Origin of the sequence: Aeromonas sp. CU5 (assembly GCF_002586745.1) — a bacterium.
Taxonomy (GTDB): domain Bacteria; phylum Pseudomonadota; class Gammaproteobacteria; order Enterobacterales; family Aeromonadaceae; genus Aeromonas; species Aeromonas sobria.
Window position 1 is genome coordinate 2,731,752 of the sequence record NZ_CP023817.1, and the last position, 24,664, is coordinate 2,756,415.

Sequence of the window (24,664 nt, forward strand, 5' to 3'; positions counted from 1 at the left end):
ATGAGCGAGCGTGAGCAGTACGGGTTTGATCACTACGATGCCCTGATTTTCGATATGGATGGCACTTTGGTAGATTCCATGCCCCTTCATCTGGATGCCTGGGAGCTCACCTGCGCCGAGTTCGGCATCCCTTTCGAGCGGGAGCAGCTCTATCAGTACGGCGGCATTCCCACCCGTAAGATCATCGCCATGCTGGCCGAACAGCAGGGGCTGACGGTGGATGTCGAGGCCTTTACCCGCCGCAAGATTGCCCTCTATATGGAACATATCGACAAGGTCAGCGTCTTTCCCAAGATGTGGGAGCTGGTCAGGCACTATCACGGCAAGGTGAAGATGGGGATTGGCACCGGCTCACCGCGCAGCCAGGCAGACTCCATCCTGAAGAGCACCGGGCTCGATGCCTATATCTCGGTAGTGGTGAGCGCCGATGATGTCACCAACCATAAACCGTACCCCGACACCTTTTTGCAGGTAGCTGAGCGGCTCGGCGCCAATCCTGCCAACTGTCTGGTATTTGAAGATACCCGGATCGGGCTTGAGGCAGGCAAGGCGGCAGGAATGGATACCGTGCTGGTTATCGAAGGTGATCTGCACCAGCGCTAAACGGCTAAGAGGAGATCAGGCCAACCCGTCAAATGGTGTCATTGTCATGGCACCATTTTGCTTTTCAGTTCTCTGGTAAACCGGCCATCGCTGCAGGTAGAGCGGCAACTATCCGTCAAACGGCGCTCTGCGCCTCATCCTGCAACCCCTGATGCTTGCGCAGCAGCGCCAGGGCTTCGGCCGGGGTATCTGCGAAGGTAGGAGGTGCTATGGCCGCAAAGCCCTGCTCAACCAGTTGACGACGCTCATCACTATAGCTGGGGACATTGGCATCTAGATAGGTAAGCGCCTGACCCTGCTTGAAAAATTGATAATTTGGCATCGATTGGCCCCGCAAAAACAAAGCGCCATTCTACCTCTTTTGAGTCTTTTGCCAGCGCCAATATGTAGTCATTCTGGTGATCTCGTTCACATTTTTATCAACAACTCCCTGCCAAAGATGTGCTATCCAGCTCCTTTTAATGTGGCAGTTTCCAACAAGCCCCGTAACGCTACCCGGCTCCAAACAAAACGCCTCCGGCGAGGAGGCGTTGCGACTTGAACAGAGTTGTCCCCGTTACATGGCCTGCTACATGGTCTGCTACATGGCATTCGTCGATTCGAAGATCTTGTCGGCCGAGGCCTCTACAAAGCCCGGATAGAGCACGCCGTCGGCCTGCGGATAGCGCAGGGCAAACTCGTAGAAGCAGCTTGGAATAGTACGCACCCCATCGCTGAACGGCACTTCGGCTTTGTCCGCCATGGTGGAGGATTGCTCCAGCATTACCTGTGGATCCCCTTTCACCTCGCCACCCACGCTATTGAGCACAAAGCCAGCCTCTTTCAGTGCCCCATTGACCTGATGAATGGTGTCGAAATCCTTCAACTTGTTGATATTGACCGTGAAGTGGTTGGCACGATAGCCCCATGCCGCCATCCAGGCCGCATACTCGCTCTCCGCCAGCAGGGTCTGGTAATCGACATAGGAGACCTGCCAGGGGGCGCCGGTGTAGAGAAATGCCGGGGTATCGGTCAGATGATCGGGCACCTGATCCGCCAGCTTGTGGATGATAGCCTGCGCGCCTTCGGAGAGTTCTTCCACCTTCAGCTCGCTGATAAACACCTTGGGAGCGTCCGGATCTTTATGCTCGAAGTGCTTGGCGTAGAGCTTCTTGGCCTTGAAGACGTACTCGCCCTTCTGCTCGTAACCGAGCGCCAGAAAGTGGGCAGCCAGCTTCTCCAGCCCCAGCTTGGGCAGGTTGTAGGTACGAAACGCCACGTGATCGTTGACGATAGGCTCGCCGCCACCCAGCAGGGTGTGCACCTTGAGGGCGCTCGGGGTCACCTTGATGTAGTTGTCCCACAGATGGCTGAACAGGGTGTCGATATCCTTTTGCATCTCTCTTTCCTTTGATTGCGGGTACAGATCGGGGCACCGCTGGATGCCCCGTGTCGTGATTGTCAGAAGTGCAGGCCGGGCGACAGTTGATCCGGCATTGCGGCTTTGTTGTCTTCAACGGAGGCAACCGGGGATATGACACAGTAGTCGGCGGCGTTGAGCCATCTCTGCTGCATTGGCATCCCCATTTTCTCTTAAAACGCCAAGCCGGGAGAGAGCTGTTCCGGCATCGCTGCCTTGCTATCTTCCACGGAGGCAACCGGATACGCACAGTAGTCAGCGGCGTAGTAGGCACTCGCTCTGTGGTTACCGGAGGCACCAATGCCACCAAACGGCGCGGCACTGGAGGCACCGGTGATGGGCTTGTTCCAGTTGACGATGCCAGCACGGATCCGCTTGAAGAAGTGCTGCCAGTCCGCCTCGTTATCACCCAGCAGGCCAGCCGATAGGCCGAAGCTGGTGGCGTTGCCCTGATCGATGGCGGCATCAAAATCGTCGTAGCGTATCAGCTGCAGCAACGGGCCGAAATACTCTTCGTCAGGCAGTGCGGCGACTTGGGTCACATCGATAATGCCCGGAGAGACAAAGCCAGTGCCCGCTTCCAGATGCTTGAGGGTGAGCAGGCTTTCGCCGCCCAGCTGTTGCAGGTTGGTCTGCGCTTCTACCATTCCGAGTGCTGCCCGTTCGCTGATCATCGAGCCCATGAATGGCTGCTCGGCGGCGTCATAGAGGCCGACCTTGATCTGGCTGACCACCTCGATCAGCCGCTTGACCAGCACATCGCCACGCTCGCCGCGCTCGACAAACAGACGGCGGGAGCAGGTGCAGCGTTGACCGGAGGTGATGAAGGCAGACTGGACGATGGCATGCACAGCGCCGTCGATGTCGCTCACGTCTTTCACGATCAGCGGGTTGTTGCCGCCCATCTCGAGGGCCAGGATCTTGCCCGGTTGACCGGCAAACTGCTGATGGAGGAAATGACCGGTGCGGGACGAACCGGTAAAGAACAGACCGTCGATATCGGGGTTACCAGCCAGCGCCTTGCCGGTTTCAACCTCCCCTTGCACCAGATTGAGCACCCCTTTGGGCAGCCCGGCCTGCTGCCACACCTTGACCATGGCTTCGGCCACCATGGGGGTCAGCTCAGAGGGTTTGAACACCACTGCGTTACCCGCGATAAGCGCCGGTACAATATGGCCGTTGGGCAGATGGCCCGGGAAGTTGTAGGGGCCGAACACCGCCACCACGCCGTGGGGCTTGTGACGGACAAACGCCTTGGCGCCCGGCATGGCATTTTCAACGGTGCCGGTGCGCTCGTCGTGCGCCCGGATGGAGATGGCAATCTTGCCCTGCATGGCCGCCACTTCGGTGCGGGTCTCCCACAGGGGTTTGCCAGTTTCACGGGCGATGGTCAGCGCCAGCGCCTCTTTCTGCTCGCCGAGCAGGTCGGCATAACGGCGCACTATGGCCAGGCGATCCTCAAGGCTCATATCCGCCCAATGGTAGAAGGCGGCGCGGGCGGCCTTGACGGCGGCATCCACTTGCGCCGCGCTGGCGGCAGCCCCCTGCCAGATCACCTCATTCTTGGCCGGATCCCGTGACTCGAACGGCTTGCCTTCACCGGCAAGCCATTGACCGTCGATAAATTGCACTGACTGGCTCATCCATTCACTCCCTGTCGCTGGCAGGCAGCCTCGGCTGCCTGTCTGATAATCGGTTTGCTTGTCCTGTTTGCCTCAGTCGAGGTCAACTACCCGCACCATGTCGCCATCCTGCACCTTGAGCGCTGCCGCCATCTTGGGCGGGATGATGGCTTCGTGCTTGTCGAGATCGACCCGGATATTGCCGTAGCAGGCACGGTAATGTTCGAAACGGCTGTTGCAGATCAGGTGGGTCTTGCCACCGATGGGCTCACCCACCAGTACCCGCAGCTTCTTACTGCGGCGCACGCTGCGGATATTCTTCACGTCGCACTCGACGGTGGGGCCGGCATCGAAGATATCGACGTAGCCACGGTTCACGAAGCCCTCATCCTGCAGCATCTTGATGGCGGGGCGGGTCTTCTCGTGGGTCTGGCCAATGACGGCCCGCGCCTCTTTGCTCAGCAAATTGACGTAGATGGGGTACTTGGGCATCAACTCGGCGATAAAGCGCTTCTTGCCGATGCCGGTCAGATAATCGACGGTGGGAAAATCCATCGAGAAGAAGTGGGTCTGCAGCCACTCATAGAAGGGGCTGTGGCCATCGCCGTCGGATACGCCGCGCATCTCGGCGAAGACGGTATCGTCAAACAGTTCCGGGTGCTCGGCCATAAACAGAAAACGGTGCTTGGAGAGCAGCCGGCCATTGATCCCCTCGCGGGCACATTCGCGCAAGAACAGGGTGCAGAGCTCGGAGTTGCCGGTGTAGTCGTTGGAGAGGGTCAGAGTTTCCACGACGTTATAGATACCGAGCTTGGGGGACGAGTGCACTACCTTGCCGATGTGGTAGTTGTAAAACGGCTGGGAGAGGCCCACGGCCGCATCGATGGCGCAAGTGCCGACCATCTCGCCAGTCTCCAGATCCTCGGCAACGAAGAAATAAAGGCAATCGCCCTTGCCAGCGGGCTTGTCGGAAAAAGTCTGGGTAGAGGCGTCTATCTTGCGCTGCAGCAGCTCATCGTTGACGGGCAACGAGGTCATGCCGGTGCCGGACTCGATGGCGCAAATCTTGAGCCCGGCAAAATCTTTTTGCTCGATGGGACGGATAACCAACATAAATGACAACTCCCTTTCATTGACGACAGGTGGGGTCCCGGCTCCTGCCGGGAGAGCTCCCCACCTCAATTTGGAATCAGGCGTTAACCACCTGGGCAACCGCCTTCTCGAAGCGGGCCAACCCTTCCTTGATATCCGCTTCCGGGATCACCAGTGAAGGGGCAAAACGAATCACGTTGGTACCGGCCACCAGTGCCATCAACCCCTGATCGATAGAGGCCAGCAGGAAGTCGCGCGAGCGTCCCTTGTAGGCATCGTTCAGGGCTGCACCCAGCAGCAGACCCTTGCCACGCACTTCACTAAAGCAGTGGTATTGGGCATTGATCGCCTCGAGCCCCTCGCGGAACAGCTGTTCGCGCTGTTTGATGCCCGCCAGCACCTCGGGGGTGTTGACCACGTCGATCACCGCTTCGGCTACCGCACAGGCCAGCGGGTTGCCGCCGTAGGTAGAGCCGTGAGTGCCCACTTTCAGGTAAGCCGCGATCTCGTCAGTGGTCAGCATGGCACCGATGGGGAAACCGCCACCGAGAGCCTTGGCGCTGGTGAGGATATCCGGCGTGACGCCGAGACCCATATAGGCGTAGAGATCACCGGTACGACCAACCCCGGACTGCACTTCGTCATAGACCAGCAGGGCATTGTGTTTGTCGCACAGCTCGCGCACCCCTTTGGCAAACTCGTCGGTGGGACGAATAATGCCCCCCTCCCCTTGCAGCGGCTCCATCACCACGGCGCAGGTGTTGTCGGAGATCACCTCGGCCAGTGCGGCCAGATCGTTGTAGGGCACGTGAGTGATGTCACCGGGCTTGGGACCGAAGCCATCGGAGTAGGCAGCCTGGCCACCGACGCTGACGGTAAAGAAGGTGCGACCGTGGAAGCCCTGATGAAAAGCGATGATCTGGGTCTTCTGCTCACCAAACTTCTCGATGGCGTAGCGGCGAGCCAGCTTGAGGGCCGCTTCGTTTGCCTCGGCGCCAGAGTTGCAGAAATAGACCTTGTCGGCGAAGGTGGCAGCGACCAGTTTCTTGGCCAGACGCAGGGCCGGCTCGTTGGTCATCACGTTGGAGAGGTGCCACAGCTTCTCGCCCTGGGTTTTCAGGGCCTCAACCAGCTTGGGATGACAATGGCCAAGGCCATTGACGGCGATACCACCGGCGAAGTCGACATACTCACGCCCTTCCTGATCCCAGACACGTGATCCTTCACCACGCACCGGGATGATCTTGGCGGGGGCGTAATTGGGAACCATCACTTCATCAAACACTTCACGTGTCACTGCCAACAACTCTGACATACAACTCTCCTTCAAATCAGCGACAGAATAATCTGCCGCCCAAAAGTTAAATCCATGTAAACGTGGCTGGATTATCACAGAACTAAAGTAAAATGTCTGTAACAAGCCAGCCCATGAGGAACAATGTTCGATTGCCCTTGAGATTTTAGGCAACCGCATTGCATAACGACTCAGGGGGGATTGGCAAGAGATAATTTGGACAGCAGAGGGGGTGAATAAAGTGTCAGGGAGATTTTTTTTGCCTTCTCTCGAACTTGAGAAGGCGATCACAATTTTTTATGAACGCGCCAGAAAATTGGCCAGCAGTTGATGGCCCTGCTCGCTCAAAATGCTCTCCGGATGGAACTGAACGCCTTCGATAGGGAGCGTCTTGTGGCGTAGCCCCATGATCTCGTCAAACGAGCCATCGGCATGCTCGCTCCAGGCAGTGATGTCGAAGCAATCGGGCAAACTCTCGCGTTCAACCACCAACGAGTGATAACGGGTCACCCGCAGCGGGTTGTTGAGCCCCTTGAAGACCCCCTCTCCCCGATGACGAATGAGCGAGGTTTTGCCATGCATCACCTGGCGCGCACGCACAACGCGTGCGCCGAAGGCTTGTGCCAGCGACTGATGACCAAGACAGACGCCAAGAATGGGCAGCTTGCCAGCGAAATGGCTAATGGCGTCGAGAGAGATCCCCGCCTCATTGGGCGTACAGGGACCGGGGGAGATCACCAGAAAACGGGGGGAGAGCTGCGCTATGGAATCAAGGGTCAGTTCATCATTGCGCTTGACCACAACCTCTTGTCCCAGAGCGCCGAAATATTGCACCAGGTTCCAGGTAAAAGAGTCGTAGTTATCGATCAACAACAGCATGAGATAACCAACAGCGGAGAATTAACGATCGAGAAAACGACCCTGTTCCATTTCCCGCTCACGCTGACATTCGGCCAGATAGATGGCGGCAGCAACGGCAGGGGTTTTATGGTGTTTGTCGATGGCATTGGAGACCATCAATTGCAGGGTATTGAGGTTTTTCGCCTTGCGAAATTTACGCAGCCAGTGACCTTTGTCACTCAGCTCTTCAGCAGAAATAGTTGGTTGAACAGACATGCTTTCTCTTGGGGATATTACCCACGTTGAAATAAAAAATTAAACAAAATAGCCGGGTAGAAAATAAAGAAAGCCAGGCAAATACCCAGCTCCCTTCTACTACACCTTCCCAGTATGTCAGGCTCGAGGAACGAAGCCGACTACATCATATACGCTGGTCAGGGTTTTTTCAGCTCTTTCACGCGCCTTTTGTGCCCCTTCGGCCAGAATCGCGATCAGATGGGCCTCATCCTGGCGCAGCTCGTGGAAACGCGCCTGAATGGGCTCCAGCAGCGCGACCACGGCTTCGGCGGTCTCGGTTTTGAGGTGGCCGTACATCTTGCCTTCGAAGTGCTGCTCCAGCTCGGGGATGGAGCGACCGGTCACCCCGGACATCAGGGTCAGCAGGTTGGAGACTCCCGGTTTGTTTTCCGGATCGAAACGCACTACTGCAGGCTCGTCAGAGTCGGTCACCGCACGCTTGATCTTCTTGACGATCTGCTTGGGGTCTTCCAGCAGGCCGATGAAGTTGGCCTCGTTGTCATCCGACTTGGACATCTTCTTGGTCGGATCCTGCAGGCTCATCACCCGCGCCCCTTCGGTCGGAATGAAGGGCTCCGGCAGAGTGAAAACATCACCATGCAGGTTATTGAAACGGGTGCAGATATCGCGGGTCAGCTCCAGATGCTGCTTCTGGTCGTTGCCGACCGGCACCTGATTGGCCTGATAGAGCAGGATGTCAGCGGCCATCAGCACCGGATAGCCGAACAGGCCGACGTTGACGTTGTTCTCGAAACGGGCGGACTTGTCCTTGAACTGGGTCATCCGCGACAGCTCACCCATCTGGGTGTAGCAGTTGAGGATCCAGCCCAGTTCGGCGTGCTGCGGCACGTGAGACTGGATGAAGACGGTGCTCTTCTTGGGATCGATGCCGACCGCCAGATAGAGGGCTGCCGCATCAAGGCAAGCCTTGCGCAGTGCCAGCGGATCCTGACGGGTGGTAATGGCATGCAGATCAACGATGCAGTAGAGGCAGTCGTAGTCATCTTGCATGTTGACCCACTGACGCAGGGCCCCCATGTAGTTGCCGATGGTCAGTTGACCGGAGGGTTGCGCCCCGCTCAATACGATTGGTTTAGTCATAAAAGTGTTAATCCTTGTGATTCAGCCAGCCCGGTTGCCCGATTAGACCAACAGTGCGTCGAGCTGGGAAAACTGCTCGAACACCCAGTCAGGATGGGAGTCTGCAATGGGGCGGCCATAGTTATAGCCATAAGTCAGCCCGACCACCTTCATGCCCGCCGCTTGGGCTGCCAGCACGTCATTTTCGGAGTCGCCCACCATCAGGGTGCGCGCCGGGCTCACTCCCAGCTCGCGGCACGCATGCAGCAGTGGCTCCGGGCTGGGTTTTTTAACGGGAACGCAGTTGCCGCCGAGCCAGAGCACGAAGCAATCGCTGATGCCGAGGGCATCGAGAATGGGGGCCACAAAATCGCTCGGCTTGTTGGTGACTATCGCCTGCTGGTAACCCAGCTTTTGCAGCCGACGCAGACTAGGAGCGACACCGTCATACATGGCCAGCCCTTGCAGCAGGCAGGCGTTGTAGTGCTGGAAAAAGATTGGGCGGGCCTTGGCAAACAACTCGGGATCGGCCTCGCGATAGGCGAGCGCCCGCTGGATCAGCTTGTCGGCCCCGTTGCCGACCCAGGTACGGATCACCGCTTCATCAGCCTGCGCCAGACCCAGATCGGTCAGGGTCAGATTGACCGCCAGCGCCAGCTGGGCGGCGCTGTCAATGAGGGTACCGTCCAGATCGAACAGCACCAGGTCAAATGCGCGCTCAGCGTGTGACATGAGCCAGCTCCGCACGCATTTTGTCAATCACCGCCTTGTAGTCAGGCTGGCTGAAAATGGCTGAGCCGGCGACGAACATGTCGGCGCCCGCTTCGGCGATCTCGCGAATGTTGTCGACCTTCACCCCGCCATCGATCTCGAGACGGATGTCACGGCCGCTCTCGTCGATCAGACGGCGCACCTGACGCAGCTTGTCGAGGGTGCCGGGGATGAAGCTCTGGCCACCGAAGCCCGGATTGACCGACATCAGCAGGATCACGTCCAGCTTGTCCATCACATACTCCAGGCAGGAGAGGGAGGTCGCAGGGTTGAACACCAGACCCGCCTGGCAGCCCATCTCCTTGATGAGGCTCAGGGAGCGATCGAGGTGATCGGACGCTTCCGGGTGGAAGGTGATCAGGGAGGCACCCGCCTTGGCAAAATCTGGAATGATGCGATCCACCGGCTTGACCATCAGGTGCACGTCGATGGGGGCCTCGATACCGTAGTCACGCAGCGCCTGACAAACCATGGGGCCGATAGTCAGGTTGGGGACATAGTGGTTGTCCATCACGTCGAAGTGAACCACGTCGGCACCGGCAGCCAGAACCTTGGCTACATCGTCACCCAGACGGGCAAAATCGGCAGAGAGGATCGAGGGGGCAATCAGAAAGTCTTTCATCAGCATCATCCATTGGCAGCCAGGGAGAAAAAGCGGCGCAATTTTAACGTAAAAGGCAGGCGAACACGACTCGAATGCGGGGGAAATGGGGCAATAGGCCAGCGACCCCTTCCCGCCCAAGCTCCGGCGCATCGGGACACGGGCAAGCCACCCACAAAAAACGGCACCCTTGAGTGCCGAATGAAATGTTACGCCGGTGGCAACAGTTCGCTATCGCTGGGGTAGAACCCCTGCTCCGGCTCGATGCCGGGGGGATAGAGCGCCAGCAACTCGGCCACCTTGTTGCGGGTGCCGCCATTACGGCTGATGGTGCGCTTGACCAGGATTTCGTCGAGACGGGCGCCGCGATAGAGCTCACGGGTCAGTTCGATATCGTGGTTGCTGATCAGCACCGGCACCCCCTTTTCTGCCGCCGTATGGCGCGCCAGACGGGCAAGTACAGCCTGATCGTCCAGGGTAAAGCCACCCGCCGCATAGCTGGTGAAGCTGGCGGTGGTCGATAGCGGCACGTAAGGAGGATCGCAATAAATCACCCAGTCCTCTTCGGCACGCTTGATGGCATCGGCATAACTTTCACAGATAAAGGTCGCCTTTTGCGCCTTCTCGGCAAAAGCCCACAACTCTTTTTCCGGGAAGTAGGGCTTTTTGTAAGAACCGAACGGGACGTTGAAGCCCCCTTTCTTGTTATAACGGCACAACCCGTTGAAACCGTGCCGGTTGAGAAACAGAAACAGCAGTGCGCGATCGAAGGTCGCTTCGGTCTGATTAAACTGAATGCGCAACCGATAGTAGGCCGCTTTGTGATTGTTCTCTGCCACGAACAGCTTGCGAGCTTCTGCGATGAAGCGATCTGGCGTCAGTTTGAGATGGTTATAAAGACAGATCAGATCCGGATTGATGTCATTGAGCACATACGCATCGTAATCAGTGTTGAGGAACACAGACCCGGCACCGACGAAAGGCTCCAGCAACACACGCCCGGCGGGCAGACGCTCGGCGATCTCTTCAACCAGGGAGTATTTTCCCCCGGCCCATTTTAAAAAAGCGCGTGTTTTCTTCATGGAAATCCGGTGTGTAAGAAGGCAAGAACCAAAAAGGGGGACGATTCTACCCCCTTATTTGGTATCAAGGCTATTGCTTCAACTCTTTTTGTACTTGGGCAAATGACTTGGGCCAGGGCTGACCTTTGAGCAAGGCAGGGGAGAGCTTGCGAATGGCACTTTTGGCCGGATTCAGCCCGGCATAATCCCCTTGCAGCACCACATACCAGGGGCTACCGCGGAATTTGGTCTGATAGACCCACACCTTGCCCGCCAAACCATGCTCGGCGACAAACTGATCCACCGCCTTGGTGTTGCTCGCCCCCATTAGCTGGATGCTGTAATGATTACGCGGTTTTTGATTCAGGGTTGCGACCGGGGTCAACGCCACTTGGGGGGCTGCTACCGCCGCAGGCTCACTGGCGACGGGGGTCGCTGTTGCCACGGGGGGCGTCGCTACACGGGCAGCATTCTGCGCGGGGGGATTCACCACCGGATTGACTGGCAACGTGGCAGCCACTGCACCGCTGGCGGACGTACCACTCGGGCCCTTGCCGATCAGCTCGTCTTCCACGTCAGTAGGCAGTGCGCCACTCACCTTGGGCTCGGTCATCAGCTTTTGCACGACTTCATCGGAGATCACCACCCGACGCCCTTCGTAATTACCGGATTCGGTGGTCAGGCCTTCATTTTCGACCGACTTTGGCAGCACTTTACCTTCCGGCTGCCAATCCTTTACCACACCATTCGGATTACTCGCCGGGCGGCTGTCGACACCTTGAGTCACATTCGCCCCTTCCGCATTGCCAACGGTGAGAGGATCTCCCCCGGATACAGCAACAGGCAGGGCAGTGGTCTGTGCCGGGTCCTGCAGTACGGGCTTGCTTGCCCCGTCAAATAACGCAGGCAGCAGATAACTCAACCCCAGCAACCCACCGGCTACCACCGCGATGGAGATAGCTATTTTCTTGACTGGCAACTCTGCCTGACGCTTCTTGGGTCTTCTGTCGGTCATGATATCCTCCAATAACTGCATGATGGTGGACGGATGCCCATTCGCCGTTTTCAGAATCTCTTCCACGGTCAACTTGGGCAAGAGGGCCGCCGGGATCTTGAGCTCTTTGGCTTTCTCATACAAGAAGATGCGCTGCTCGGGCGGGCTTAGTGGCGGCACTTCCAGCTCAAGGGCCGGCATGGCACGCCCTTTCAGCTGCGACTTCTGATCACGGCACCAGCTATCGCTACCTGACACCAAAATGGCCAGCTGATGCGGCGTAGCCAAGGTGTCATTGTGTCGACTGATCGCCCACAGTTCCGCAGGCAACTCGGCCGGTAACTGATCGGCACGTTCGATCATCAGCAGCAAGGTGGCCGGTTTAGCTCCCTCCAGCATGCGAAAGAAGCTCTCCGCCAGCGCATCCTGTGGGTTGAACAGCGGCCGCGCCACCACTTGTGGCAACAACAATTGGCGCACATCCACCATCTTCATGGCGGGTGTACCAATCAGGCTCACCACCCGTACTTTTTCCGGCAACTTGCCAAGCAAGGATTCACACAAGGTGCCTCGACCACTGCCAGCCTTACCGGAAAGAAATATAAAGGGGTGATTGAACTCAATCAGATGCAGCAGCCGATCAGCCAGCTGCCGCTGGGAAGGAAGGTTAAGCAGTTTATTCGTCACGACCAGACTCAATCACCGCCAATAGTTCAGCATCAGATACATCGGCGACCACTTTTGCATGACCGATACCAACCGGCAACACCAGACGCAGCTTGCCTGCCAACACTTTTTTGTCACGACGCATATGGCGAATGAAGGCGGCAAAATCCATCTCGGCAGGGGCATAAATGGGCAAATTGGCGGCGAGCAGCAGGGCGCGAACCCGCGCAACGTCCGCTTCGCTCATATCACCACGGGCCTGTGCAGTCCAGGCAGCCAGCATGGTACCGGCGGACACTGCCTCACCGTGCAGCCAGTTACCATAGCCCTGTTCAGCTTCGATAGCATGACCAAAAGTGTGGCCCAGATTGAGTAGCGCGCGCACACCGTGCTCGGTCTCATCCTGACCGACTACGTCGGCTTTGATTTCACAGCATCGTTTGATGGCATAAGCCAGCACGGCAGGTTCCAGCTGTTGCAGACGCACCATGTTCTGCTCCAGCCAGCTGAAGAAATCAGCATCCCAAATGATGCCGTACTTGATCACCTCGGCCATCCCCGCGGCAAATTCGCGGGCAGGCAAGGTAGTCAGACACTCGGTATCGATAACAACCTGTTTGGGCTGATAAAAAGCACCAATCATGTTCTTGCCGAGAGGGTGATTAACGGCAGTCTTGCCGCCAACAGAAGAGTCGACTTGGGAAAGCAGGGTGGTCGGGATCTGGATAAAAGGAATGCCACGTTGATAGCTTGCTGCCGCAAAGCCCACCAGATCCCCAATCACCCCGCCCCCCAAAGCGATCAAGGTGGTATCACGCCCATGGTTGGTTTCAAGCAAAGCAGACATGATCTGCTCAAAGGTCGCCAGGTTCTTGTATGCCTCGCCGTCCGGCAACACCAGGTGTTCCACCTGAAATCCGGACAGCAGCGCAGTTACCTGCTCAAGATAAAGCGGAGCCACTACCGAATTGGTAACGATCATGACTCGCTTGCCCTTGATAGTCGATGCCAGCACCTCGGGGCGCTGCAACAACCCCGCAGCTATCTCGATGGGATAGCTGCGTTCACCCAGTTCGACCTTCAACCGTTCCATGGACGTCCTCTAGATTACATACCGATCAGCTTTACAATTTGATTGGCAACGATTTTTGCACTCTGATCATCAGTCTGGATGACAAAGTCAGCCACTTCTTGATAGAGGGCATTACGCTCTTGTGCCAGACGCTCCAGCACTTCGCGCGGCGGCTCTTCGGTCTGTAGCAGAGGGCGGCGTTTGTCTCGCTGTGTGCGCGCCAACTGCTTTTCAATGGTGGTTTCGAGGTATACCACGATACCGCGAGCAGAGAGTTTGTTGCGTGTTTCACGACTCTTGATGGCACCGCCACCCGTTGCCAGCACGATTCCCTGCTGTTCTGAAAGGTCACCTATGACCTTCTCTTCGCGGATCCGGAACCCTTCTTCGCCTTCAACATCGAACACCCAGCCGATATCGGCACCACTACGGCGCTCAATCTCATGATCTGAGTCGAAAAACTCCATATGCAGTTGTTCTGCCAGATGTCTACCTATGGTGCTCTTGCCCGCACCCATGGGACCTATCAGGAATATATTGCGTTTCTCAGCCATGTCTTTTCGTTAGTAATTACAAACTGTACGACCCCGAAAACAACTCGTTCGGGGTACCTATGAACCTTATCTTGCGATGGATCAGGAGGGGGATTATCTCAATAGAAATCGGGACTGGCAACCGCAGCCCTCACGCCCCTGCCTCATTGGGGCGTAAGGTTATATGTGTTTTACCCTCACATGTAAAGCATTCAAAAGGCGTCAGTGACAATCCGCGGCGTTACAAATATCAGCAATTCCCGCTTTTTGTTCTCACTGGTGGTCTTGCGAAACAGCGCTCCCAATCCGGGGATATCACCCAGCAATGGCACCTTGGTCACATCACTCTTGATAGTTTGCTGATAGATGCCACCAAGCACCAGCGTCTCACCGTTGTTGACCAATACCTGGGTGGTGATGGACTGGGCATTGATAGACACAGCATCTCCGGTACCGGTTGGCACAGTTTCCCCCTTGGTATCCTGAGTGACGGTCAGATCGAGAATAACCCGGTTATCGGGGGTGATTTGCGGCGTAACTTTCAAGCTCAGCACCGCTTTCTTGAAGGTCACTGACGTTGCACCACTGGATGACGATTCCACATAGGGGATCTCGGTACCCTGTTCAATCAGTGCCGGTTTCTGGTTGGCAGTGGTGACTCTCGGGCTCGCTATGATTTCGGCCTTACTCTCTTTTTCCAGTGCCGACAACTCAAGATCCAGCAAAGTCCCATCAGCCAGACGAGCGACCTGGAAGGCCAGGGTACCTGCTGCATTGGTGACCGGCAGGTTAACGTTCATCCGATCGTCTGCTGATGGCCTGGTAATTGTCGAACCACCATTGTTGTTACCAGAGCCGTCATTTCCCTCAATGGAGCCGGAGGTACTGTTGCCATGACCATCGTTCTTGGTCACCCCCCAACGGACCCCGAGCGCCTCGTCAAAGCCGTCATCAATAGTGACCATCCTCGCCTCGATGACCACCTGTTTAACCGGAATGTCGAGGATATCGAGCATCCGCTTGATGCTGCTGATGACATCTGCCGTGTCCTTGACCACCAGCACGTTAGTTCGCTCATCCACACTCACTGCACCACGGGGAGAGAGCAGTTTGGTGCTTTGAGAGGAGAGCAAAGCTGCCACTTCCGTGGCCTTGGCGTAGTTGATTTGCAGATACTCGGTATAAAGCTGAGCCAGATCGGCGACCTGATTACGGCTCTCCAGTTGCTGCTTCTCACGGGTCGCAATCTCCTCTGCAGGAGCCACCAGCAGGATGTTGTTATCCAACCGCTTGTCCAGACCACGCACCTTCAAAATAATATCGAGTGCCTGCTCCCAGGGCACCCCATCCAGACGCAGGGTGATGTTCCCAGACACCGAATCGGTCGTCACCAGGTTCAGATTGTTAAAATCGGCAATCAACTGCAACACTGTTCGAACAGGAATATCCTGGAAGTTCAATGAGATGGGTTTACCTTGATACTGCTTCGCGGCGGTAGCTGCGGTGCGCTTTTTCACCTCGATAATCAACAGTTTGTCGGCCTGATCATAACGATAATCAAACTGGCCATTGATCGACAATTCAAACAGCGTGTCACTGCCCTGCCGAAAGACTTCAACCTGGGATACCGGGGTGGCAAAATCTTGCACATTGATGAGATTAAGCAAACTATCCGGTACGCGGGTACCATGAAATTTGGCCAATACGGTTTGACCACGACTGCTCACATCAACAGCAGCAGAGCTGTTATCAAGCGTCACCAAAAACTCCCCCTGACCATCCTTACCACGACGAAAATCGACCCCTGTAACGGTATTGAAATAGGCGCCACTGCCACTGTTCTGGTAATTATTCAGTACCGGCTTGCTGGCAGGAAGCACAACAGGGGCTGATGTCGAGGCAACAGGCATCGACTTGGCAACAACCTGTGAATTAATAAGGGCAGAGGGTGCCACAACAGGCATCGCGGCGGGAGTCACGGCAGACGGTGCGATCAAGGCACTCTCGTTGTTGATCAACGAAGAAGATGCACCCTCACCTAACGAGACCAGCAATTTATTGCCTTGTTGTTGAACCTGATAAGGTGCCAGTTGATCGAGGGCTATCTTGATATCAAGACCAGCCCCCTTCCCTTCCACCTTGATATTATCGACCCCCTGACGCTGGATCGGCAGCGGGTTGACCTTCAACGCACCGACAGCCCCTGGTACATGCAATAACAGTTGGTTGGGTTGATAAGAGAGTCGGTCCGTGAAGCCAGTGACAGGTTCACTAAAACTGAGCTCCAGCTGCAACTGATCAGCCAGCAATGGATTGACCTTGATCTCCTGCAGGGTTGCCACTGCCCACGCCTGACTGAAGGCGCTGGCGCAAAACAGCAAAGCCACTTTGGATACACTCTCTATTGTTGTTCTCATTGCTGTTCGTCCCTGATTATTGTTTTTCTTGCACATTGGCCATAGCCAACTGGGTTTCTCTTGTGACCCAGCACCCCTTCCCGTCCGGAATGGTTTCTAGCAAATCTACGGCAGTGTCGGTGATCTTGATAACTCTGCCCTGATCCAGCCCCATGTATTGATTAAGCCCAACCCGCATCGACTGGCCATCAGGCGTACGGACCAATGCCCACAACTGGCCTTTTTTACCTAGCGAACCTTGCATCGACAAACTGGCAAGCGAGTAGCTCTCCAACACTTCTTTTTCCCTCTCCATCACAGTCTGAGCGCAATCAGGCTTCAGTTTGGCAGTGCTGTCACTCCCAACGCTTGCCTCTGGCTGCGGCATCATGAAAGGGCTGCGCAGCTCTCGCTGCTGATAGCTCATAGGAGAAAAAGGCTTAAGTTCGGGCAAAGGTTCGATAGGGATGGGGGGTCTAGCCTTGACCTGTGCCACATAAGCATCCATATCCTCCTGGCCACCACACGCCGCCAGCAGGAGGGCAGGTAACAACCAGCAGCTGCGTTTCATTGTTTCGGCTCCACAGTTTTACCGTTGTACTTGTAGGTCTTGGCCAGCATCGACATTGAAATCAGGTCTCCCGACTCCTTGTTTTGACCCAGAGTGAAGGAGTCGAGGATCACGATTCGGGGCAAGGCAGCCATGTCTGCGGTGAATTTGCCAATTTCATGATAACTTCCCACCACTTCAATGCGCATCGGGAGCTCGGTCGAAAACTCGTGTTTGAGTTCCGGCTCCCAGTTTATCCTGTTCAATTTCAAGCCATTATCAGTAGCGATGAAACTCATGTCGTCCAATAAACCGGCAACTTCATGGGTATTGGGTAACTGCTTGAGCTGGGTATCAACCATCTGTTCCAGCTTGATCATTTGCGCCTTGTAGGCTCCCAAATTTGCTGCCAGCATTGCCTTACTCTCAAACTGCCCTTTCAGCTCAACCTCTTTACCGGTTTCCTGAGTTAACCTGGTCAGCGAATTGGCGATCACATAGTGATAAATGGCCCCTCCGCTCAGCACACAGCAAAACAGAATAAAGATCCCCTTTGCCCATTTTGGCCAGCTGGTTATGTCATTTAAATCCAGCTCGTTAAGTTGCTGAAGATTCATTGGTTCTCCTTGGCCACATCCGCTGAAACCGCAGCATTGTTAGCGATCAGGAACATCATGGAAAACTGGCTAAGGGACACGGGTGCAACATCGGCTGCAAAAATAGTACTTATCTTCGACTGTCCCAACCAGCCAGAGGCATCGATCCTCCGCATCATGCTCGCCACCCGACCATAGGCTTCGGTCTTGCCGTTGACATCAATGGTATTGCTCTGCATGGCAAGGGTATTGAGATACACACCATTTGGCACCAGCTCAGGAAGCTGATTAAAGAGGCGAACAGGGACATTACGGCGCATCTGTAATAATTCGATAAGCTCCATTCTATCAATAAGCTCCTTTCGGCGCTCTTTTAGCAGACGAATTTCACCTAGTTGGGCATCCAGAATAGCCATCTCCTGCACCAGTCGCTGATTGCGCTGTTGCTGGGTACTTATCTGGCGCTCAACCAACCAATCGGCGAAAAAACCCAACGCTACCGTCACCAGAACAAACACCCCCAGCAAAGCACCAAACTGTTTCTTCTGCCGCTGCGCCCTAGCTTCACGCCAAGGTAATAGGTTTATATTTGACATGGTGTGAAACTCCTCAGAGCCAACCCGAATGCCGTCATGTACCTGGCGCCATGGGTCAGCTCGGCCTCACCTTTCGGTTTGCCAAATAATGCAAACAGATCCGGATGCAGTACCTCGCAATTCACCTCTTCCTTGACCTGCACCACCAAGCCGGGCAGCAAACTGCCACCACCGGTCAGTACCAGTGTCGATAGTTCGCGATAACCGGACGAACTGCAAAAAAGCTGGATATTACGGCGTACTTGCTGCAGCAATAAATTGATATGGGGCATCAGCACATCCAGCTCATGATCGACCGGCAAGGTCCCTTTGGTTTTAGCCTGTTCAGCATCGTCCAGGGTCATGCCGTAAAAGGAGGAGAGCGCCTGACTATATTGATCACCACCAAAATTCTGCAGACGGGAGTAGATCACCTCCCCTTTGATCAACGCCGCAAATGTCATGGCGCTGGCCCCGATATCGATCACTCCGACGGGCCGCTCACTGGTCTGTAATTCTGGCAAACAAGTGACCACGGCACGACCCAGCGCATGGGCCCCCACATCGACCACCTTGACCACCATTCCCGCCTCGGCAAGGGCGCTGACCCTGCCATTGACACTTTCAGTCCGAGCGGCACTTAGCAAGACATCCTGACGGTCATCATTATTGAGCGTGGGGCCAAGTACCTCAAAATCGAGGCTTACTTCATCAATGGGGAAAGGGATGATCTGCTCAGCTTCCAACTGCACCTGATTCTCCAGATCCTTGTCGCCAAGACGAGCATCGGTCTGGATAACCTTGGTGATCACGTTGGAGCCGGTCACTGCAGTGGCGGCATATTCACTGTTGCCAGCGATCAAGCGTTTGAGGGTTTTGAGAGATTGGCTGACGCGCTCGATATCTTGCAATTGATAATCGACCAGCGTCCCTTTGGGTGTAGGGATATCGGCAACCGATTCGAGATGTAGTTTGCCAGGGCGACCACTGAGAGTGACGGCCTTGATGGTCTGACTACCAAAGTCAATTCCCACCAGCGGCAAAAGAGAACCCTTATTGAATAGCCCAAACATATACACATCCATGCGTTATTGGGTTTTTTTTACTCATACTGAGTGTAGGACACACAATCAGAAGAGTCCTTCTCTCATCCTAAATGCTCTATCTATCAATGTCATAAAGTTTATACCGAAAAGTGACCTGGTTCGCTTTCTTGGTACCGGGTGGCCATCCTTGGTTATTGCGGCCCGTAGTGCTAACCTTTCGCCTCCTTTTGAGGTGGGTGGCTTGCCACAGGAAAACCTCGAATTCCCGATGGCAAAAGGGCTATACTCTGCGCCCGTTGGCTAATTTTAAGACGATTGGTAGTTCTTCCATGCTGAAATGGCTCGTTCGCCTGTTTATTGTCATGATGCTAGGTGCTGCGCTGGGTGTTGCCAGCCTCATCGGTATCTACTTCTATATCAAACCCCAACTTCCTGATGTCACCGCACTGCGTGATGTCAAGCTGGCGACCCCGATGCGGGTTTACAGTCGCGATGGGGAATTGATCGCCCAATATGGCGAAATTCGTCGTATTCCGTTGCGTCTGGACGAAATTCCACAACCGATGATCGATGCCGTGCTGGCGACTGAAGATGCACGCTTCTATGAACACCCCGGCATAGACCCCATTGGTATCATCCGTGCTGCATCAGTATGGGCCGTCTCCGGCCATGCCCGTCAGGGTGCCAGTACCATTACCCAGCAGGTTGCTCGTAACTTCTTTCTGAGTAACGAAAAAACCATCATTCGTAAGGTCAAGGAAGTATTCCTGGCTTGGCGTATAGAGCAAAACCTCACCAAAAACGAGATCCTTGAGCTGTATCTCAACAAAATCCCTCTCGGTTACCGCTCCTTTGGTATCGGTGCTGCGGCTCAGGTTTACTTCGGTAAAGAGGTCAAGGATCTGGGGCTGGATGAGATCGCCATTATCGCCGGTCTGCCTAAAGCGCCATCCATGCTCAACCCGATCCGCTCTCCCGAGCGCGCCTTTGCGCGTCGCAACGTGGTGCTGGGCCGGATGCTGGAAACCGGCAAGATCACCCAGGCCCAGTTTGACGAAGCCTCAAAAATGCCTATCAAGGCCCGTTTCCACGGCGCTGAAGTGACCCTCCACGCTCCCTATCTTGGCGAGATGGTGCGGCAAAAAATGCTGGAGCAGTTTGGCGAGGATGCCTACACCATGGGCATTCACATCTACACCACTGTGAGTGCCGAGCGTCAGCGGGCAGCCAGACAGGCACTGTTGGATGGCATCTTTGCCTACGACATGCGCCACGGCTATCGCGGCCCGACTGCACAACTGTGGAAAGCGGGCGAAACCAGCTGGGATTACGAACAGATCGTGGCTCACCTTGGCAAGCAACCCACTTATGATCCGCTGATGGCGGCGGTCGTCACCAAACTGGGTGATCGCAACGCCACCCTGGTGCTGAAAAATGGCAAGGAAGCGGAGCTGGGTTGGGACGGCATCAAATGGGCTCGCTCATTTATCACCGATGACCGCCAAAGCTATGCGCCCAAATCGGCGCGCGATGTACTGAAAGTCGGTGCCCAGATTTGGGTAAGAGCAGAAGGTGAAAATCTGCTGCTGGCGCAAGTGCCCGACGTTAACGCCGCGCTGGTTGCCATGAATCCGAAAAATGGCGCGCTGGAAGCGGTGGTGGGTGGTTTCAGCTTCGAGCTCTCCAAATTCAACCGGGTTGATCAGGCCCGTCGCCAGATCGGTTCCAACATCAAGCCCTTCCTCTACGCTACCGCGCTGGAGCATGGCTACACCCTGGCATCTCTCATCAACGATGCACCCATCAACCAGTGGGACCCGTCAAAAGGGCCGATGTGGCAGCCAAAGAACTCACCGGCCGTCTATGATGGGCCAACCCCGCTGCGCCTTGGTCTGGCAAAGTCCAAGAACGTGATGTCGGTACGTCTGATGCGCGCCATCGGTCTGGATACCTATATCGATGGACTGACCCGCTTTGGCTTTCCACGCAACTTTATCTCGCCCCATGAATCGCTGGCGCTCGGCGCAGCCGAGTTCACCCCGCTGGAGGTGGTTCGCGGTTACTCGGTCCTGGCCAACGGTGGCTTCCTGGTGACCCCTTATTTTATCGACAAGGTCACCGACAGCCTGGAGAACACTCTCTATCAGGCTAATCCCGCCATTGCCTGCACCACCTGCGAACAGCAGGCGATGCCCGCGCAAGAGACCATGCAGCAAACAGCAACTGCTGATAACACTGCACAACAAGATGGTTCGCTGACCCCTCTTGCACCGACTATCGCCCCCCACACCATCAGTGCCCAAAGCTCATTTTTGATCACCGATACCCTGAGCACGGCCATCTGGGGTGGCAACGGCTGGCGTGGTACTGGCTGGCGAGCTGCCCGCGACCTGAAACGTCACGACATTTCCGGTAAAACCGGTACCACCAACGAATCACGGGATGCCTGGTTCTCCGGCTATACCCCGGACATAGTCGCTACCTCCTGGATCGGTTTTGACAACCACCAGCGTGGCCTTGGCCGTGCCGAGTTTGGCGGTGGCGCCGCGCAGCCTATCTGGATCGACTTCATGAAAGTCGCCCTCAAGAAGTTGCCCGAGCACAAGATGCCGGTTCCCGAAGGGATAATGACAGTCAAGATTGACAGCGAAACCGGCCTGCTGGCGACCGGTAGCGGCAGCGACGAATACTTCAAGGAAGGTACCGAGCCGACCCGCTACGCAGCGCCCAGCTCGGATGGCAATCAGGTCTATGGCGGTGACAACCCTGATGTGGAAGGGCCCGTCTCCACCGACGATATCTTCTAAGCCGCCCTCGCGGCAGAGACCAAACCGGCAGCCAAGGCTGCCGGTTTTTTTATTGGGCCAACTGCGTTGCCATCAAGGTGGCGATCGCGGCGGCCAGCTCGTTGAAACAGGGACGACGTACCGAGTAGTGGCGATAGAGCAGCGAGATGGTGCGCCCCGGCACCGGGTCGACCACCGGCCGATAGCTCACGCCTCCCTCATCATGATCGGCAGGTACGGCCAACTTTGGTACCAGGGTCATGCCACTACCGGCGGCCACCATGTTGCGCAGAGTCTCCAGACTGGTGCCCTTGAAGCGTTGATCCTCCCCGATACCGCCGGCAAAACAGAATCCCATCGCCTGATCCCGCAAGCAGTGACCATCCGCCAGCATCAGCAGCTTCTTGCCTTTGAGATGACCGAGCGGCACCTGGCTGGCCTGCGCCTCAGGATGATGGCAAGGCACCGCCAGCCACATCGGCTCGTGATAGAGCTGGATTGAGCCAAACCCCTCCATCCCAGGCATCTCCGCCAGAATCACGCAATCCAGTTCGCCCTCTTCCAGCTTCTTTAACAGGGCCTGGGTCTGCTCCTCGTAGAGGTAGAACTCCAGTTGGGGAAAACGCTCACGGAGGGTCTGGATGATGCGGGGCAGCAGATAGGGGCCCACGGTCGGGATGAAACCGATGTGGATCTCCCCTGACATGGGTTCGGAGAAGTGCTGGCCGATACTTTTAAGCTCGCGCACCTCCTTCAGTACCCGGCGCGCCTGATGAGCCATGGCATCACCAGCAGGGGTGAACAGCACCTTGCGCGAGGTACGTTCGATCAGGATCACCCCGAGCTCATTTTCCAGCTTTTGTAACTGACCGCTCAGGGTTGGTTGACTGACAAAACAGCGCTCGGCGGCTTTGCGAAAATGTTTTTCCTCATCCAGCGCCACCAGATATTCGAGATCGCGAAGATTCATACAGCAAGAGTCCTGCCTGGAAATGGGCCATCAGCATGCACAATATCGCCTTGCAGGACAAGTCACCGGCCCCGGACCTGACTCACCCGTCACGTCCCAAATAGCAACAGCCCGATCACCTCGCGGCAACCGGGCTGTTTGACTGGCTGATCTATTACACCCTGAAACGACGCACCATCTCCTGCAGCTGAGTCGCCAGATGATTCAGCTCGTTACATGCCTGAGACATCTGATTGGCACCGGCGGCCACCTCTTCTGAGGCATGGCTGATATTGACCACGTTACGGTTGAGCTCCTCACTCACCGCCCCCTGCTCTTCGGTGGCCGTCGCAATCTGGATGTTCATATGCGAGATGCTGCTGACCGAGCCACTGATCTGGGAGATGGATGCCCCGGCTTCCCGCGCAGTAGAAACTGTGGTGTTCATCAGCTCCTGACTCTGCAGCATGGTAGTGCCTGCCTGTTCGGCACGCTGCTGCAGCTCGGCAATGATGGTGTTGATCTGGGAGGTAGAGTCCTGAGTCCGTTTGGCCAAGGTTCTCACCTCATCGGCTACCACCGCAAAGCCACGCCCCTGCTCACCGGCCCGAGCGGCCTCGATGGCGGCGTTGAGCGCCAGCAGGTTGGTCTGTTCGGCAATGCCGCGGATCACTTCCAGCACCATGCCGATATTACGGCTGTCATCCCCCAACTGACGGATCACCACAGCAGTACTCTCGATGGCACCTGCGACCCGTTCGATACGCAGAATGGAGTCATTCACCGTCTTGGCCCCAATCTCTGCGGTTTCGCTGGCCGAGGTAGCGGCACTGGCGGCATCACTGGTGTTGCGCGAGACCTCCTGCACCGTGGCCTGCATCTCGTTCATTGCCGTGGCCAACTGGTTCAACTCGTGTTGCTGGGCACTCATGTTGCTGGCCGACTGACGGGCCACCGAACTCATCTCCTCGGTGGCAGAGCTCAGTTGCACCACGGACCCGGAAACCTCACTCACTAGGGTGCGCAAATTGTCCTGCATCTCGCCAAATCCTTTGGCAAGGGTCCCCAGTTCATCATTGTTGAACTGCTGCATATCGATGCGGGAGGTAAGATCACCAGACGATACTCGGCGGGTCTGCTCCAGCAACGCCATCACCGGGTTGCGGATCTGACCGGTCAGCAACCAGGCAATCACCACCACAAAGCCCAGAGCCACCAGACTGATGATGATGCTCATGGTTCTGGCATTGCTGTACATGGCGGCAATATCTTTCACCATGCCATCGGCAATCTCGTTATTGATCTCCCGCAAGCGATAAGACTTGGCCCCCACCTCTTCCAACGCTGCGCGGGTTTCGTTCTTGCGCAAACTTCTGACCCGTTCCAGATCGCCAGCCGCGAAAGCGCTCATCAGTTGTTCATGCACCGAAAAATACTTGGCACCTGCTGCGACCGTCTGTTCATAGACCTGCTTCTCTTCGGCCGTACTGAATGGCAAAGCACCATATTGCTGAGCGGCCTGCTCGAACTCCTGCCTGGCCTTGTTGAAGGTAGCGGTACGCTCGCTCACCTCTTGCATATCTTTATTCAATCCGCCGATCACCTGGGCCAACTCTGAACGGCGGGCGTCCAGCACGGCGACGTGCATCTGACTCGCCAAACGGGTAGAAGGCAGCATATTGCCGGTTATGGTTTCGGTATCACCATAGAGCTTTGCCAACTGGCTGCTTGAAAACCAGGCCAACCCCAGAACAAGCACAGCCAGAATGGCAAATCCGGCGCTCAACTTCTGGCCGATAGACATGTTTTTGAACATATGAGGGCTTCCTTGAAATGAGTCT

The 24,664-nt window shown here is 56.0% G+C and carries 23 protein-coding genes; 2 read left to right on the forward strand and 21 right to left on the reverse strand.

All coding sequences use genetic code 11. The annotated features are described in order from the left end of the window. Positions 1-603, forward strand: a complete 603-nt coding sequence (locus CK911_RS11975) for an HAD family phosphatase (protein ID WP_098970177.1) — start codon at positions 1-3, stop codon at positions 601-603. A 115-nt stretch (positions 604-718) separates the two neighbouring features. Here the strand turns inward: CK911_RS11975 and CK911_RS11980 are convergent, their stop codons facing one another. From CK911_RS11980 to tapM, 19 genes are all read right to left on the reverse strand, one after another. Then, the gene (locus CK911_RS11980) at positions 719-925 is read right to left on the reverse strand and encodes a hypothetical protein (protein WP_042020427.1); all 207 of its coding nucleotides are present in this window, start codon (positions 923-925) and stop codon (positions 719-721) included. 258 nt (positions 926-1,183) lie between these two features. Continuing rightward, on the reverse strand, positions 1,184-1,981 hold the full coding sequence (locus CK911_RS11985) for a DUF1338 domain-containing protein (protein ID WP_098970179.1): 798 nt from the start codon (positions 1,979-1,981) through the stop codon (positions 1,184-1,186). Positions 1,982-2,175: 194 nt separating this feature from the next. Further along, a complete protein-coding gene (gene astD / locus CK911_RS11990; protein ID WP_098970181.1) occupies positions 2,176-3,645 on the reverse strand; it encodes a succinylglutamate-semialdehyde dehydrogenase in 1,470 nt (489 codons plus the stop codon). A 72-nt stretch (positions 3,646-3,717) separates the two neighbouring features. After that, positions 3,718-4,737 carry an arginine N-succinyltransferase gene (gene astA, locus CK911_RS11995; RefSeq protein ID WP_068977992.1) on the reverse strand — a complete coding sequence of 340 codons (1,020 nt, stop codon included), beginning with the start codon at positions 4,735-4,737 and terminating at the stop codon, positions 3,718-3,720. 76 nt (positions 4,738-4,813) lie between these two features. Further along, positions 4,814-6,031: an aspartate aminotransferase family protein gene (locus CK911_RS12000; protein ID WP_098970184.1), complete on the reverse strand. Its 1,218-nt coding sequence runs from the start codon at positions 6,029-6,031 to the stop codon at positions 4,814-4,816. A gap of 276 nt (positions 6,032-6,307) precedes the next feature. Beyond that, a complete protein-coding gene (locus CK911_RS12005) occupies positions 6,308-6,889 on the reverse strand; it encodes an aminodeoxychorismate synthase component II (protein WP_042020418.1) in 582 nt (193 codons plus the stop codon). Between the two features lie 21 nt (positions 6,890-6,910). Continuing rightward, positions 6,911-7,126 carry a hypothetical protein gene (locus tag CK911_RS12010; RefSeq protein WP_042020416.1) on the reverse strand — a complete coding sequence of 72 codons (216 nt, stop codon included), beginning with the start codon at positions 7,124-7,126 and terminating at the stop codon, positions 6,911-6,913. Between the two features lie 117 nt (positions 7,127-7,243). Beyond that, positions 7,244-8,248, reverse strand: coding sequence for a tryptophan--tRNA ligase (gene trpS / locus CK911_RS12015; protein ID WP_042020414.1), 1,005 nt, complete (start codon positions 8,246-8,248; stop codon positions 7,244-7,246). A gap of 42 nt (positions 8,249-8,290) precedes the next feature. Beyond that, positions 8,291-8,959, reverse strand: coding sequence for a phosphoglycolate phosphatase (locus CK911_RS12020; RefSeq protein ID WP_042020412.1), 669 nt, complete (start codon positions 8,957-8,959; stop codon positions 8,291-8,293). Further along, a complete protein-coding gene (gene rpe / locus CK911_RS12025) occupies positions 8,946-9,620 on the reverse strand; it encodes a ribulose-phosphate 3-epimerase (RefSeq protein WP_068977995.1) in 675 nt (224 codons plus the stop codon). The genes CK911_RS12020 and rpe overlap by 14 nt, the downstream gene beginning before the upstream one ends. Before the next feature lie 188 nt (positions 9,621-9,808). After that, on the reverse strand, positions 9,809-10,681 hold the full coding sequence (locus CK911_RS12030; protein WP_098970186.1) for a Dam family site-specific DNA-(adenine-N6)-methyltransferase: 873 nt from the start codon (positions 10,679-10,681) through the stop codon (positions 9,809-9,811). Between the two features lie 70 nt (positions 10,682-10,751). Next, entirely contained in the window at positions 10,752-12,341 is a 1,590-nt protein-coding gene (locus tag CK911_RS12035; RefSeq protein ID WP_098970189.1) for an SPOR domain-containing protein, read from the reverse strand. Then, the gene (gene aroB, locus CK911_RS12040; protein WP_098970191.1) at positions 12,331-13,413 is read right to left on the reverse strand and encodes a 3-dehydroquinate synthase; all 1,083 of its coding nucleotides are present in this window, start codon (positions 13,411-13,413) and stop codon (positions 12,331-12,333) included. The genes CK911_RS12035 and aroB overlap by 11 nt, the downstream gene beginning before the upstream one ends. A 14-nt stretch (positions 13,414-13,427) precedes the next feature. Beyond that, on the reverse strand, positions 13,428-13,946 hold the full coding sequence (aroK, locus tag CK911_RS12045) for a shikimate kinase AroK (protein WP_042020402.1): 519 nt from the start codon (positions 13,944-13,946) through the stop codon (positions 13,428-13,430). Positions 13,947-14,137: 191 nt separating this feature from the next. Then, positions 14,138-16,342 carry a type IV pilus secretin PilQ gene (locus CK911_RS12050; protein WP_098970193.1) on the reverse strand — a complete coding sequence of 735 codons (2,205 nt, stop codon included), beginning with the start codon at positions 16,340-16,342 and terminating at the stop codon, positions 14,138-14,140. A 16-nt stretch (positions 16,343-16,358) separates the two neighbouring features. After that, positions 16,359-16,892, reverse strand: coding sequence for a pilus assembly protein PilP (locus CK911_RS12055; RefSeq protein ID WP_068977999.1), 534 nt, complete (start codon positions 16,890-16,892; stop codon positions 16,359-16,361). Continuing rightward, positions 16,889-17,488: a PilO family type IV pilus biogenesis protein TapO gene (gene tapO / locus CK911_RS12060; protein WP_042020399.1), complete on the reverse strand. Its 600-nt coding sequence runs from the start codon at positions 17,486-17,488 to the stop codon at positions 16,889-16,891. The genes CK911_RS12055 and tapO overlap by 4 nt, the downstream gene beginning before the upstream one ends. Beyond that, complete coding sequence (tapN, locus tag CK911_RS12065; protein WP_042020397.1) at positions 17,485-18,063, reverse strand: PilN family type IV pilus biogenesis protein TapN; 579 nt, start codon at positions 18,061-18,063, stop codon at positions 17,485-17,487. Before tapN ends, tapO begins: the two co-directional genes overlap by 4 nt. Continuing rightward, positions 18,051-19,115, reverse strand: a complete 1,065-nt coding sequence (gene tapM / locus CK911_RS12070; RefSeq protein ID WP_042020396.1) for a PilM family type IVa pilus assembly protein TapM — start codon at positions 19,113-19,115, stop codon at positions 18,051-18,053. The genes tapN and tapM overlap by 13 nt, the downstream gene beginning before the upstream one ends. Positions 19,116-19,417: 302 nt before the next feature. Between tapM and CK911_RS12075 the strand changes: the two genes are divergently transcribed. Then, positions 19,418-21,895: a penicillin-binding protein 1A gene (locus CK911_RS12075; protein WP_098970197.1), complete on the forward strand. Its 2,478-nt coding sequence runs from the start codon at positions 19,418-19,420 to the stop codon at positions 21,893-21,895. 49 nt (positions 21,896-21,944) lie between these two features. Here CK911_RS12075 and oxyR read toward each other — a convergent pair whose 3' ends face one another. After that, positions 21,945-22,844 (reverse strand): DNA-binding transcriptional regulator OxyR, encoded by a 900-nt coding sequence (gene oxyR / locus CK911_RS12080; RefSeq protein WP_042020394.1) that lies wholly within the window; start codon positions 22,842-22,844, stop codon positions 21,945-21,947. A 154-nt stretch (positions 22,845-22,998) separates the two neighbouring features. Beyond that, complete coding sequence (locus CK911_RS12085) at positions 22,999-24,639, reverse strand: methyl-accepting chemotaxis protein (protein WP_042020393.1); 1,641 nt, start codon at positions 24,637-24,639, stop codon at positions 22,999-23,001. Between the last annotated feature and the right edge of the window lie 25 nt (positions 24,640-24,664).